Annotated in this window: 13 protein-coding genes and 1 tRNA gene; 4 read left to right on the top strand and 10 right to left on the bottom strand. The window is 41.3% G+C overall.

Features of this window, described 5'->3' with window-relative positions; genetic code table 11:
- Positions 1 to 62: 62 nt before the first annotated feature.
- From FFF34_010960 to FFF34_010975, 4 genes are all read right to left on the bottom strand, one after another.
- Entirely contained in the window at positions 63 to 1,283 is a 1,221-nt protein-coding gene (locus tag FFF34_010960; protein ID TSD67878.1) for a glycosyltransferase family 4 protein, read from the bottom strand.
- Between the two features lie 73 nt (positions 1,284 to 1,356).
- A tRNA-Ala gene (locus tag FFF34_010965) sits at positions 1,357 to 1,430 on the bottom strand.
- Between the two features lie 235 nt (positions 1,431 to 1,665).
- Positions 1,666 to 2,163 (bottom strand): hypothetical protein, encoded by a 498-nt coding sequence (locus tag FFF34_010970; protein ID TSD67879.1) that lies wholly within the window; start codon positions 2,161 to 2,163, stop codon positions 1,666 to 1,668.
- Positions 2,164 to 2,324: 161 nt separating this feature from the next.
- Positions 2,325 to 2,813: a hypothetical protein gene (locus tag FFF34_010975; GenBank protein ID TSD67880.1), complete on the bottom strand. Its 489-nt coding sequence runs from the start codon at positions 2,811 to 2,813 to the stop codon at positions 2,325 to 2,327.
- Between the two features lie 160 nt (positions 2,814 to 2,973).
- Here FFF34_010975 and FFF34_010980 point away from each other — a divergent pair, with 160 nt between their 5' ends.
- Both FFF34_010980 and FFF34_010985 read left to right on the top strand, forming a co-directional pair.
- Positions 2,974 to 4,374: a cyclic nucleotide-binding domain-containing protein gene (locus FFF34_010980; protein ID TSD67881.1), complete on the top strand. Its 1,401-nt coding sequence runs from the start codon at positions 2,974 to 2,976 to the stop codon at positions 4,372 to 4,374.
- Between the two features lie 18 nt (positions 4,375 to 4,392).
- A complete protein-coding gene (locus FFF34_010985) occupies positions 4,393 to 6,051 on the top strand; it encodes a response regulator (GenBank protein TSD67882.1) in 1,659 nt (552 codons plus the stop codon).
- An 8-nt stretch (positions 6,052 to 6,059) separates the two neighbouring features.
- On the opposite strand, the gene FFF34_010990 is transcribed toward FFF34_010985, so the two are convergent.
- The gene (locus FFF34_010990; GenBank protein TSD67883.1) at positions 6,060 to 7,304 is read right to left on the bottom strand and encodes a HAMP domain-containing histidine kinase; all 1,245 of its coding nucleotides are present in this window, start codon (positions 7,302 to 7,304) and stop codon (positions 6,060 to 6,062) included.
- A gap of 561 nt (positions 7,305 to 7,865) precedes the next feature.
- Here FFF34_010990 and FFF34_010995 point away from each other — a divergent pair.
- Together FFF34_010995 and FFF34_011000 are read left to right on the top strand one after the other, a co-directional pair.
- Positions 7,866 to 9,002: an MFS transporter gene (locus FFF34_010995; GenBank protein ID TSD68018.1), complete on the top strand. Its 1,137-nt coding sequence runs from the start codon at positions 7,866 to 7,868 to the stop codon at positions 9,000 to 9,002.
- 232 nt (positions 9,003 to 9,234) lie between these two features.
- Positions 9,235 to 9,420, top strand: coding sequence for a hypothetical protein (locus tag FFF34_011000; protein ID TSD67884.1), 186 nt, complete (start codon positions 9,235 to 9,237; stop codon positions 9,418 to 9,420).
- Between the two features lie 423 nt (positions 9,421 to 9,843).
- Here the strand turns inward: FFF34_011000 and FFF34_011005 are convergent, their stop codons facing one another.
- The 5 genes from FFF34_011005 to FFF34_011025 all read right to left on the bottom strand — a co-directional run bounded on the left by FFF34_011005 (position 9,844) and on the right by FFF34_011025 (position 14,579).
- A complete protein-coding gene (locus tag FFF34_011005; GenBank protein ID TSD67885.1) occupies positions 9,844 to 10,956 on the bottom strand; it encodes a lipid-A-disaccharide synthase in 1,113 nt (370 codons plus the stop codon).
- Complete coding sequence (locus tag FFF34_011010) at positions 10,953 to 11,222, bottom strand: stationary phase survival protein SurE (GenBank protein TSD67886.1); 270 nt, start codon at positions 11,220 to 11,222, stop codon at positions 10,953 to 10,955. The genes FFF34_011005 and FFF34_011010 overlap by 4 nt, the downstream gene beginning before the upstream one ends.
- The gene (surE, locus tag FFF34_011015) at positions 11,215 to 11,994 is read right to left on the bottom strand and encodes a 5'/3'-nucleotidase SurE (GenBank protein ID TSD67887.1); all 780 of its coding nucleotides are present in this window, start codon (positions 11,992 to 11,994) and stop codon (positions 11,215 to 11,217) included. Before surE ends, FFF34_011010 begins: the two co-directional genes overlap by 8 nt.
- A gap of 62 nt (positions 11,995 to 12,056) precedes the next feature.
- A complete protein-coding gene (locus FFF34_011020; protein TSD67888.1) occupies positions 12,057 to 13,202 on the bottom strand; it encodes an acyltransferase in 1,146 nt (381 codons plus the stop codon).
- 39 nt (positions 13,203 to 13,241) lie between these two features.
- Complete coding sequence (locus FFF34_011025) at positions 13,242 to 14,579, bottom strand: hypothetical protein (GenBank protein ID TSD67889.1); 1,338 nt, start codon at positions 14,577 to 14,579, stop codon at positions 13,242 to 13,244.
- Positions 14,580 to 14,589: the final 10 nt, after the last annotated feature.

The raw sequence follows: 14,589 nt of genomic DNA on the forward strand, positions 1-14,589 counted from the left end.
ACTGTTATTGCAATTGGCACCTACGCAAGAATAGGTTTTTTGCAGCGTATAATTTAGGTGAATTATTTAGTGTGCACATTAATTTCCCGATTAAAAAAGCCCAGTATGCGGGTCTCTAATATTTTCCAATCATAGTTTTCAAGGCAGTATTTCCGGTTAAAAGCACCCATTTCGCCGCGTTTCTCAGGGTTGTCTATTAGCATCGCAAGCGCTTGCTGTAAATCGTTTATTATACCCTCTTCTGTAGTAATAGGTATTTTTATAGCGCCTTCGTCTGGGCACAAGTATTTTGGCCCGCCGTTATTAATGGTTACTATAGGCAAGCCCGATGCCATGGCTTCAAAAAATACTACTCCAAGCGATTCAGTCATTGTAGGCAGGCAAAATATAGATGCAGTACCGTAATAATGTTTTAGCTCGGCTGATGTTTTCCAGCCATGTATCATTATTTTATCGACCAGGCCGAAATCGTTAACCAGTCCTTCCAAATATTCACGTTCTTCGCCATCGCCCAAAATGTGGAGCAAAAAGTTGGCGTTCTTAATATTATTTAGGGCTTTAATTAATAGTTCGGCGCCTTTATACCGTGTTAAACGGCCAACATATATTATAGTAACCACGCCGCTATCATCAACAGCCTGCACATAGTCTTCGCCGTAAATAGCCGAATTAAGCAACACCTCTTTCCGTTTTAAATAAGCGGCGGGTAAAATATCGTCCAGGTAATCAATGGCTACAATAACTTTTGCCAGTTTTTCAAACTGCCTTTTGTATGGAGGCAAGCATAAAATAAGCTTATCCAGGTTACGCAATTTAAACAGGAATGGCTCACGTTTAAAATATCCTTTAAGTGCCGCAGTAGGCTTTAATCCCCCACCCAATGGACCGATATAAACCGGTTTGGGAAACTGTACCAGCGATGTAAAATAACGGAATGCCTCTGGCGATTTTTGGAAAATAATATCACATTTATCAATAACTTCAGGATGTTTCTTAAGGTAGGCGTTTATACGATAGTTAAAAAAAAAATAGCCTAATTGCAAATTATCGCTCACCAGCCTTATGTTGCTGAAGGGGTATTTATCCTTAAAACCAATAATCGTTAAGTTATCCGGCAGTTTGCCGTTATAGTAGCGGATGATAGATGCTTCGGCCTTTTGCTTAGCTAATAATATAACCTTAAACTGCTTTAGCAGAATGGTAAGCCATACAAACGCTGTATACGATTCCGACACGTCGTGCGGATCGCAGTTGTAACCCGAAAACATGATGGTTTTTTGCATATCTTATTTAAACTTAGCTTATAAAACGCAAAACTCAAATAAAAAAGCGAACAATCAATTGTTCGCTTTCAAGTGGAGAATATCGGAGTCGAACCGATGACCTCTTGCATGCCATGCAAGCGCTCTAGCCAGCTGAGCTAATCCCCCGTTCGGGTCGCAAATATATCACATCTTAGGGAATTAATAAACACAATAGTAAATTTATTTAGCTGAGTTGTTATTTACATCCGCTATTTTTTCAGGGTTATAATACATAAGGGCTCTTTGGTTGCTTGAGCATATTAAAGAATTAAATATCAATTACTAATAAAAACAAATACCATCAGCCACTAAGGGAAACTGCCGCTGTCCTGCTCCGTTTTAAACAACCAGGCGTTTTTTCTCAAATAGAAATGTTTGCAAAAACGGTCCTCACAACCTTTATTTCCACATTGGTTAGCAGCTTTAAGGCTTCGTCTATATCCGGATCCATAACAGAGGTCAGAACTATCACCTGGCCTTTATTAGTCCATATCTGCGCATGGTAAAACATTTCGAAAGGGTTGCCCATGTACGCCCAAACACCGTCCGCTCTGGCTGATTTAAATAATTTTATATAGGCCAGTTCACTAAACGGGATATGGTTAACTTTTCCACTTTTCTGAATAACCACTAGTTCGTCGGCATTTATGATGACTGTCCGACCATTTGTCTCTCCATAATACTCGAAGAACAAATAAATAGTGGGTGTAGCCAGCACAGCAAAAGGCACCAAAAAGTAAGACAAAAATTTTAAATGTCCATCGGAATGTATATAGACGAACGATAAGCCGACGAGCAATGTGCAGCATAGCCAGACTATCGGTTTAAATAGTTTTAATATACTTAGTCTTAACTTCATTTTACCAATTACCATTATAATCAAATGGGTCGTCGCTCATTGCTTTTTATATAGTTTATGCCATTGATGTAAAAATATTCGTATACAACGGGTACTAAATATATAGATATTTATAAGATAATCGAATCCTTGATCAATAGGGATTCATTATTTAGTCATGTTTATCGATCTCCATAGCCTCTTGCTATGAATCTCCCGTTCAGATAATAATATTCCAATTCGGGTGTTACCTTGATGTCCGTAACCTTCGAAGTACTTTTTTCGAACGGAGGATCAAGATACGTCAGACATTTCGACTTTCCCGTTTTTTGAAAAAAATGAAACTTTAGCAGATCTCCCTTAACGAAAACGAAACGGTTCTTATACTCAAAATAGCCAGCATTCTGACCATCTTTCGCAATAAACCCCGCGCATGACTGGATATTAGGCGCGTCTAAAATACGTATGCTGTAATACTCGGCGCTGGAAGTCACAAGTAATATGAGCACGGGATCATAATTAGCTGCTATTTTTACCGCATCATCTAATAACGAGTCAATCCTGGGGCTCTGTTTCAATTGCGCAATCTTACTCATTCTTTTTACTTGAGCGATACCTACCGAACAAGTAAATAATCCTATCAAGAACAGACCTGTTGTGATTTTTTTCATGATGTGAATACGCAAAATAAGTTTGAAGTCTTTAATTTATAAGTTTTTCCACTATTTCGTCAAGCGTATAGGTAAAATCTTTTTTAATAATTCCAGCAGTAGTAACCACCTGCTTATTCGGTAGCAATTATTACCTTTATAGCACATTTACGCCGTATTTATGAATAATGCAACGTTAGCCGATTTAAAAGCTATACCTGCCCTTGCCACCGTGCCTGATGATCAGCTGCAATGGTTTGTTGACGCCGGTACTACTACAGAGCTGCAACCAAACGATATCCTGTTTAAAAAAGACGACCCGCTTAACCAAACAGTTATTATTTTAGAAGGGCGTGTAAGGCTTTGCGCTATACAAAACGGCAACCTGCGGGAGATAGCTGTATCTGATGCAGGCAGTATCACCGGCTATTTACCATTCTCGAGGGCTACTAAGGCCATTGGTTACGGCGAGTGTGTTAAAGCAGCGCGGGTATTTATGTTTCCGGCCAGTAAAATGGAAGAATCTATTAAGCGCAACTACGAGCTTACCGAAGCGCTGGTACATATATTAACCAGTCGCGTACGCGATTTTACATCGCGGCAGCAGCAAAACGAAAAAATGTTTGCATTGGGCAAGCTATCTGCAGGCATGGCGCACGAATTGAATAACCCTGCGGCAGCAATTACCCGCGGCGCGGCTATGCTGCACGGGCAAATAAAAAACCTGCCCTTAATGTTTAAAAACACTGCCGCGTTAAACATTACTCCCGAAAAGATAGACAGTATCAATAACCTGCTTGTGGGCAAAACCCAGCAAACAGACCGACCTGTTTTAAGCATGATGGAACGGGCCGACCAGGAGGATGAATTAACCGACTGGCTGTATGACCACGATATAAAACAAGCTGAATTTGCCGAGAACATGGCCGAATTTGGTTTTACAGCCGCAGACCTTGACCATTTAAACAACTGTGTACCACAACCGCAGCTTATAGTAGTGCTTAGTTGGATGAACAACTACTTGCTTGCCGAAAAAATGGTGTCAGACATTCGCGAATCATCGGCGCGTATATCGGAGTTGGTTAGCTCGGTAAAAACCTTTACCCACATGGATAGGGCTACCGATAAGCAACTACTGGATATACATGCCGGTATACGTAACACGCTAACCATGCTTAAGTACAAAATAAAAAAGGGCAATATTAAGGTGGTAGAAGACTTTGATTTAAAATTGCCCGAAGTAAAAGCATTGGCCGGCGAGCTAAACCAGGTTTGGACAAACATTATTGATAACGCCATTGATGCTATGGAGCCAAATGGCAGCGGCACCCTGCAAATAAAAACCCAATTGGATGGCGACTTTGTTTGCGTATATATAACAGACGATGGCCCCGGCATACCGGATGATATACAATCGCAAATATTCGATCCGTTTTTTACCACTAAGGACATGGGCAAAGGCACAGGTTTGGGTTTGGATGTTGTTACACGCATTATGCGCCAGCACACCGGCACCGTTAAAGTAAAATCAGAACCGGGGAATACCGTGTTCACCATTTGTTTCCCTATTAAAGACAATTAATTAAAAAAGACACATCAAATGAGCCTACCTATCATATTTGTTATTGACGATGACCAGCAAGTACTGCGCGCCATAAGCCGCGACCTTAAAGACCATTACCGGCAAGATTACCGCATACTGGCCACCGCATCGGTAAAGGAGGCGCTGGATAGCTTACTGGAACTAAAGAATAAAGGAGAAGTGGTTGCACTATTTGTGTCGGACCAGCGCATGCCCGAGATGGAGGGTGTTGAGTTTTTATGCCGAACCACACAATTCTTCCCCAATGCAAAAAGAGTATTGCTTACTGCCTATGCCGATACCGATGCCGCAATAAAAGCCATTAACGATGTTAAGCTTGATTATTACCTAACCAAACCATGGGACCCTCCCGAAGAAAAACTGTACCCGGTATTAACCGACCTGCTTGAAGACTGGCAGGGCCATTACCGACCCGATTTTAGGGGTATAAAAGTAATAGGATACCAGTTTTCGCCTAAATCGCACGATATAAAGGAATTTTTGTCGGGTTACCTGGTTCCTTACTTGTGGCTTGATGCTAATACTGATGAGGCTAAAAAACTAATAAAGTTAAATAACATAGATACTAAAGATTTACCAACTGTAATATTTGCTGACGGTACACTACTTAAAACTCCGCCTGTAAAAGATATTGCCGCTAAGATCGGCCTAAATCAATCAGCAAAAAGCGATATGTATGATGTGGTGATCATTGGTGCGGGGCCGGCGGGTTTAGCCGCCTCGGTGTATGGCTCATCCGAGGGTTTAAAAACATTATTGATAGAGCGTAAGACACCGGGCGGCCAGGCAGGCACCAGCTCGCGTATAGAAAATTACCTTGGTTTCCCGGCCGGCTTAAGCGGTGCCGACCTTACCCGCAGGGCAATTACGCAATCGGCACGCTTTGGTACCGATTTTTTATCGCCGCAAACGGTTAAAGAGATAAAGCTGAAAGACAACTACAAAACCCTGATAATGGACGATGGTACCGAAATATCTACCAAAGCCGTTGTGGTAACCACCGGGGTTGATTACCGGCAATTAGAAACACCCGGCATAAGTAAATTTACCGGCGCAGGCATTTACTATGGCGCCGCCATGACCGAAGCTGCATCCTGCCGCGATAAGCATGTTTATGTGGTTGGCGGGGGTAACTCTGCCGGGCAGGCCGCAATGTATCTGTCTAAGTTTGCTAAAGAGGTTTACATCCTTATCCGTAAAGAAAGCCTTGCCGAAACCATGTCGTCATACCTGATAGACCAAATTGGCGGGGTAAGCAATATTACCCTGATGCCGTTTAGCGAAATTACTGAAGCTATCGGCGATACCAACCTGCAACAGCTATCTATACAAAACCTGCAAACTAAAGAGGTTAAAACCGTTGAAGCCGATGCGCTGTATATATTTATTGGAGCAAAGCCATTTACTAATTGGCTATGTAAGGATATTATAACCAATAACAAGGGCTTTATTGAAACCGGCCGTGAGCTGAACCAATGCCCTGATTTTGAAAAGGTATGGAAAATTAACCGCGACCCCTACCTGCTGGAAACCAGCTGCCCCGGCATATTTGCAGCCGGTGACGTACGTGCCGGTGCCATGAACCGTGTAGCATCTGCCGTAGGCGAAGGATCAATGGCTATAAGCTTTGTACACAAGTACCTTAACGAAGTATAAGCAGGCAATCAAACAATAAACCAAAAGGTAGAACCTTCGCCCAAAGTACTATCTACACCTATCTGGCCGCCATGCTGCCTGATGATCTCGGCTGATATGTATAGGCCAAGCCCCATTCCCGAATATTTTTGGGAGGTATTTTCTACGCGGTAAAAACGGTCAAATATCTGCGCTACCTTGTCATTTGCTATGCCAATGCCTTTATCAGTAACAGCTACCCGTGTGCCGCCACCTGGGTTTGAGTAAAAAGAGATATCCACTTCTTCACCCTCTGCCGAATATTTAAAGGCATTGGTTAAAAAATTGGTAAGCACTTGTTCAAGCCGGGTGTAATCGCCGTTAATAACTACCTCTTTATCGCCGGTAATAGTAACCGTGCGCCTTTCCTCGCCCAGGCGGCACTGATCAATACTTTCCTGCACTAAACCCATCAAATTAAAATCCGATCGGTTAAGTTCAAGTTTACCCGCTTGTATACGGGTAACATCCATTAACTCGTTAATAATATCTGTCAACTTGTTTACCTGTTTAGATGCGCGCTCTACAAAGGGGGCAACATCATCTAACGTATCATTTTGTTTTACTACCTTTTGTAATACTTGCAGGCATGCCTTAACACTGGTAATAGGTGTTTTAAGTTCGTGACTGGCAAAGCTCATAAACTCGTCCTTTTTTTGCATCAGCTCTTCGGCGGCAAGCTGCATTAACTTGTTATGTTTCGATTCTGCTTCGGCGCGTTTCCTATCCTCAATTTCGGCCTCTAACTGTTCAACTGTGCGCAGCTTATAAATAACAGGCGTTATTTTATATAGGGCAAAAACAGTAAATATGGATATCACCCCTGTAAAAAACCTCACTAATGCACTTAGCCTATAAGCTGGCCACCAAAATATGATGGCATCAAGCAGGTGAGTTGTACCACATAATAATATAAACGCGATGAAAAGCCAGATGATCTTAGGAAAAGGAATATCCTTGCGTTTGCTAATAATTCGAAAAAGCAGCAGCGGTATAGCAAAGTAGGCCGTAAATATGGCTAAGTCCGACAATATATACAACCAGCCATGAAAATCGGTCCAGGTGCCGCAATGCCAGCGTGGTGGCCAGTTAGCCGTATCAAAAATTCCGGTAAAAAACTCTTTAACCTGTCCAAAAAAACTTAATTGTGTTTTAACATGCAGCGGCTTTTGACCACACATTGGCCCACAGCTTAATGAATGCTGGGTAACTGAATCTGTAAGTTTTGGTATCATCGAAAAAAAGCTATTATACAACTGCAATCATATACGTAAAATATGATGTAAGGTTGAACAAAAGGTCGCTAACGGTTTTAAAAAAGTATAACTGGTTAAAAAAGAACAACTAAATAAATATGGTTAATATATTTTAATTATTTACTTGCAACTTACCTATAAAAACTAAGTAAATACTGTAGCTGGTATTAAAACTAATTGACTAAAATTGCGCGATTAAAAATTCTCTTAAAAAAGTAAAGCCCCTGATGGGCAGGGGCCTTTACTAACCAATTATAAACCTAAATTATGAGAAGACTTGTTTGTTATATTTAATAGTGTAAAGGTAACACTAAGTTTGAATATTCAAAGAATTTATTTGTAATTTTTTTGTAACCTTTAAATAAATCCTTTAATTATTTATTGCTTTGACAAATATACAAACAAAACATTATAAAAATCAAAAATAAATGTGAATTTAATGTTAACATTTAATAAACAATAAGTTTATCTCGCAATAATCTATCATTCATGACTCAAAAACAGGCAAATCCGCACTTAACACCGCTAACTTTATGGATAATGACCATTACAACCGCATTTGTAGTGGCAAATTTGTACTATAATCAGCCATTATTGAACGATATGGCTAATACTTATCACGTTAGCAGCGGAAAAGTGGGTCAAGTTTCGATGTTGACGCAAATTGGTTATGCTTTAGGCATGTTTTTTATTGTTCCGCTGGCAGATATGGTAAAACGCAAGCGATTAATGCTGATAGATTTTGCATTTGTTATAGCCGCGTTACTAATTACCGCTACAGCACCCAATATTTATGTGCTCATACTATCGGGTTTTTTAATTGGAGCTACTTCTATTATACCGCAATTGCTTGTACCCATGGCCGCGCACCTTGCAAAGCCCGAAGAGCGGGGTAAAAAAATTGGCTTTATCATGAGCGGTTTGTTAATAGGTATACTGTTATCGCGTACAATAAGTGGATTTGTGGGTGCGCATTTAGGCTGGAGAGCCATGTTTTATATAGCGGCGGGCATTATGCTTGTAATGTGGGCGCTCATTTATTTTTTATTGCCCGAGGTAGAACCCGATTATAAAGGCAATTATAAACAACTAATGCGATCACTATTGCATCTGGTAAAAACAGAGCCAAAATTAATACTGGCCTCGTTACGTGGCGCATTGTTGTTTGCCTGCTTCAGCGCTTTTTGGACCACCATTGTATTTTTACTAAAACAAAATTTTAACGAGGGCAGCGATGTGGCGGGTGCTTTTGGCCTGGCAGGTGCCGCGGGAGCCCTGGCTGCAGGGGTAATGGGAAGACTAAGCGATAAGATGGATGCTTATCTCCTATCTACCTTTACCTTATTATTGGTAATAGCATCGTTTATATTGTTTGCCTTTTCAGGCAATAGCATGTCGGGCCTTATTATAGGTGTGGTAATAATGGATATGGGTGTACAAGCTACGCATATATCTAACCAGGCCATCATCTTCGCCTTAAACCCTGAAGCGCGCAACCGTATCAATACTATTTACATGGTGTCTTATTTTATAGGCGGCTCGCTGGGCACTTTTATGGCAACTACGGTTTGGGGTATTTATAACTGGACAGGCACCTGCGCTATCGGTATCATTTTATCATCAATAGCCCTTATTGTACACCTTGCAACCCGCAAAACGATACAACAAACTGTCTGAAAACGGACACTTGTTTGCCTTACCAATACGTTGCTGACTACTCTTTACAACAAAGTGTACTGGTTTTTTATACATTTTACATAGCATACCCATTTACAAAATGGTACAAAAAGGGCTTTTTTAAGCCTTTTTGTTTTTAATGTAAAAAAACATTGCGCTTACTGTCATTTTTTTTGGCCGGCTGCTAATTTTTGGCATTAGTTTGGAATACATATTATCAAACGGAGTTAAAATGGTAATCGATAAGAAAACTGAAAACATGGGTGAAGAGAAAGAATGGGAGAACCCATCTGCACCCGAAAAAACTTCCGATGAACGGGACAAGGAACAAATACTAAGGCAATACAAAGAGGCGAAACGCCGGCATGATAACCTTAGCGAAAACAAAGAAGACGAAGAACCAAACAAACAGAATTAAAACATAAACTAAAAATATTGATCATGAAAACTAACCAGAAACCAGCAACAAGCAAATTAGTGTCAAGCTTTGACAAACAATTAATGAACATTTTAATGGGCGATATAAAAGCCATAAAAGCTAAAAACAACAATGGCCTAACCGCGGCATAGTTTAAACAGCGCATCATCCAAAAAACTAACACAACACATCTACCTATGAAAACCTATAAAAAACCAGCTACAAGTAAATTAGTTGCCCGTTTTGATAACGAACTAAAGAATTTATTAATGGAAGATTTAAGGTCTTTCAGAGAGCTCAACCAGTTCATAAGCAACAAACAGAAAGCCGCATAAACTTTGTCGGCCGACTGATCATCATATAATATATCTATCTATTTTAAACATTCTTTGAGAAAAATAAGGCCGGGCATTTTGCCAGGCCTTATTTTTTTGTGGCGTATTTTACAATAAGCCCTGCGGTTTTAGCCGATGCCCCCGGTTTACCCATTCGCGTATCCAGTTCATCATAAGCGGAAAGCATTGTTTGGCGATACTGAATATCATTCACCAGTTTATCCAGTTCGGCAGCAATCTGTGTGGGGTTGCAATCCTGCTGTATCAATTCTTTTACCACGGCGCTATCCATTATCAGGTTTACCAGCGATATGAATTTTATTTTTATAAGTGCACGTGCTATTCCAATGGTTATAGCGTTGCCTTTATACACCACTACTTGGGGCACATTAAACAAGGCGGTCTCTAAAGTAGCGGTACCCGATGCAACAACAGCCGCATCGGCATTAGCTAAAATATCGTACGTGGCATTAAATATTACCGGTATGGTTTTGCCCTGCAGATATTGAGTGTAATAGTCCGCATTAAAGGAAGGGGCCCCGGCCACTACAAACTGGTGATGCGGAAACTGCTCCGTAACACTTAACATATCGGGCAACAGGCGGCTTATCTCCTGTTTGCGACTGCCGGGTAACAGGGCAATAATTTTTTTATTCGTGAGCTTATTGGCCGGTAAAAATTCGCTATTAGCTTTAAAGGCGTCAACGGCATCTAAAAGCGGGTTACCTACATAATCTATGTCCATCCCCCATTCTTTGTAAAAATCAACCTCGAAAGGCAGTATGCAAAACAGGTGGTCAACAATCCGCTTAATTTTTAATACCCGTTTCTGATTCCAGGCCCAAACTTTTGGCGATATATAGTAGCAAACCGTTAAGCCCTGCTTTTTGGCAAAATCAGCTATTTTTAAGTTAAATCCCGGAAAATCTATCAGTATCAACACATCAGGTTGGTAGGCAACAATATCCTGCTTGCACAGTTTCATGTTTTTTAGGATAGTGCTCAGGTTTAGGGCCACTTCTACAAAGCCCATAAAGGCCATATCGGCATAGTGTTTTACCAATGTGCCGCTTTCGGCCTGCATCAGGTCGCCGCCAAAAAAGCGAAAATCGGCCTGCCCGTCCAGCTCTTTTAAAGCCTTCATCAGGTTTGCGCCATGCAAATCGCCCGAGGCCTCGCCGGCAACCAGGTAGTATCTCATCGGGTTATATTTATTTTAAGCACAAAAGCAGCTATCATCACTACAAAGGTAATTATCATTACACCTTTCGCGGTTTCACCCAAATCCTTTTTAAAGACATAGCGCAGTATAAGCAGGTTAAGGCCAACCGCTATCAGGTACGGCACACCCGGCTTATCCATTATAATGGCATCATTGTGTAATATAAAATTAAACACAAGCCAGGCAAGCGCCGGCATAATGCAGCCAATAAGCAAGCCCGCAACTATGCTGTTTTTTTTAAACATTAAACTTCCAGCTATTTAAAACAGGTATGGCGTGGTGGGCTGTCATATCAAACTGTACCGGTACTACCGATGCATAACCATGATCGAGCGCCCAAACATCGGTATCCTCGCCATGGTCGTTATTTTGAAAAACACCGGTTAGCCAGTAATAAGGGCGTTTGTATGGGTCGTGGCGCATATCAAATTCTTCGGCCCATTTGGCATTGGCCTGGCGGCAAATTTTTATTCCTTTTATTTTATCCCCTGCCGGGAAATTAACATTTAGCACCGTGCCCACAGGCAGGCCATTGGCCAGTACCTGCAATGCAATTTCTTTTACAAATTTAATGCAATGATCAAAATTGGCCTGCAGGCTATAATCATCTAACGAAAAGCCGATAGACGCAATGCCTTCTATCGCCCCCTCTACCGCTGCCGACATAGTACCGGAGTATAACACATTGATAGAGTTGTTAAGGCCATGGTTTATGCCCGATACACACAGATCGGGCTTTACTCCTTTTAAAACTGTATTTACGGCCAGCTTTACACAATCTACAGGGGTGCCACTGCAACGATACATTTCAATACCTTCATAAAGGTCTACCTTATCTAACCTTAGCGGCTTACCTATGGTAATGGCATGCCCCATACCCGATTGCGGGCTATCGGGTGCTACTACCACTACCCTGCCCAGGTCTTTCATGGCGTGCATTAATGCCTTTATGCCGGGTGCGGTTATACCATCGTCGTTTACTACCAGTATGGTTGGTTTGGAAAGAGATTTACTCATGCAGCAAAAATAGAGAATTTGCTACAAGGCTGTTGTGTAAATAAATTAAAAGTATGTTACGCTTAAACTACCTTATTCACTCCAGGCACTTTTACCAACAGCAGGCCCAGCAAAAAGCTTAATGATACTGCCAGCGGGGCTACTACCAATAACTTTAAAGCAGGGTCTACCGCCCAGTTACGCAAACCAACTGATAGGGATATAACCAATAAAGGGTGAAAAATATACACTGCGAACGTGCTACGCGATAGTTTGCCCATAAAAGCCGAATAGCCGTTCCACTTGTGTTTACCAATGCAAAGCAGTGCAGTAACAATGGTAAAACCAACAACCTGCTCCCATACGGCATACCATAATTGCTGCCAGTGAAAACCAACGGTAAACCGCTCTACCGGGAAACCTATAGTTTTACGGGCGATGAAAAACAACGGGAAGCCCAAAAATATGACCAATAAGGCTATAGTGCGCATGCGCCTGCCTGTTTTATAATCGGCATTGTTTATCCATTTGCTGCGCGATGCTATTAACCCCAATATAAACATGGCAATGTATTGTGTAAAATGCGCCGGCTGAAAACCAAGCGGCTTTATTTCAAAGCCAACCGGGCAAAATACCCGCACCAAAAAGGTGATTAGCCCTATGCCTGCAGCAAACAATATTATACGGCCCGCGGTTGGCAATTTAGCCGCCTTAATGGTGTGGCTGCTTAGGCCCCGGTACAGGGCATATAATAAGGTAAACATCAGTAGTGCTAATACAAACCACAGCACCCCAAAGCTTATCCAGCCATCAAAACCGCTTAAGTATTGTAAATAGGTAATGTTATGTCCTTCGGCCCAGCGGTAGGATATATAACTGAGAAAAGGCGACAGGATAAGCGAATAAAAAACCAAGGGGATACCCAATCTAATCAGCCTATCGGTTATAAATTTGGCAGGGCCTTTCTTATCATAGGATGACGGCACAAACAGCGCGGACAGAAAAAAGAAGAACCCCATGAAAAAGGCCTGGTTAACCGATACAAAAATGGTCATGGGCAATAAAGCGCCAAGCAGGGTTGTTTTTTGAGTATAGTACCAGCCGCCCGGTGCGCCATAGGTAATAAAGGTATGGTGCAGTATTACCAATACGGTAAGCACTACTTTAAGGTGATCGATATAATTGATCTTAGCTTTAGGCTGAACGAGGGCCGCTTTGTCTTCGGGCATAATGTTATAGGTGATAAGGTGGCTAAAAATACCTAAATTTTAATCAACCTTAACTTTAATTGCATTTACCCATAATGTATGCCTGTCTATTGTTTTTTTGAAGTTGTTTAGCAGGTAATTTTTATCTGCTTTAACCTTACCGCTAAATACCTGCTTGCCATTGGCTATCACAATTACCGGCTTCTCTAAATCCACCATTATCGGGCTTATCAGCAATTCTACCTCGCCCACGCGCGATGTTTGCAGAGTAAATGTGTTGTCACGGTAACTGGCTTTAACTGCTGCGCCTTTCTTTACATAGCCATATTGAACCCGATTTTCTAACCATGTTTTATGTCTTTTATCATATGCTTTTGTTGTAAAAGGCACATGCCAGTTGGCGGCTTTAGTAGCGGTATCAATAGTAATAAGCTTTAACCAATCGCAGGAATTGTATATATCGCTACGTTGTGCTTCCCAGTAAACCGAACTATGGAAAAGAGTACGCTTAATACCTTTCATAAATATGCAGGCCAACGGTACATCTTTGTCCAAATGTTTATCAAAATGCTGGTAACCTATATATTCCTTGTAAAATACATTTTGATCGATTGTTTTTAACGAATCAATAATAATACGTGCTTGTTGTATAGGCCGCAGGTCATCCAAATCGGAATGCACAACATAGAATGGCCGATTTTGAATATTACGAATATAGAAATCACGGGCAAATAGATTCTCCAGCATCGAATTATAGGCAACTATGCCTGCAAAAGCATCGGGTATATAAACCCCTAACCCCAGCGCGCCATCTGCCCCATCAGAATGGCCAAATGCGTAAACACGATTATCGTCGATATTTAAAACCTTTTTTAGCGATACCAGTATCTGGTTCAATACCTTAAAGGTTACGTTGGGCGTACTATTAGCTACTACCCAGCTAAAATTTTTTCTCTCGTCAGCTATAGGCCGTATAACAATATAGTTTTGCGCTTTTAAGGCATCAAATAAAACATCTTCCTCGCTATTAGCCAAACTATCAATATCGCTGAATTTACTTTGCCCTGTAGCCCCGTGCAGCATCATCACACAAGCATTTTTAACCGTATTTTTATAGGTTGTTGGGATATACACATGTAATGGCACTTTGCCGTAAGTAGCATCGGTGTAATAGAAATTATAATCGCGCCCGGTTTCCTTCACATTGGGATAAGCTGACCAATTAGAAAGCAGTTTAAGCGCTCCATCCGCATCAATTTTAGGATTAGCAGCAATTTGTTCAATAGTTTTATCTACGGAGCTTACCAATGATAATACAGGCGCTTTGCTTTGGGCAAATAACAGCGCAGGAAAAAAGGCACAAAGCAACAGGAACACTTTACATACAGGTATTTTCATGTTAATAGTT

Origin of the sequence: Inquilinus sp. KBS0705, assembly GCA_005938025.2 — a bacterium.
Classification (GTDB): domain Bacteria; phylum Bacteroidota; class Bacteroidia; order Sphingobacteriales; family Sphingobacteriaceae; genus Mucilaginibacter.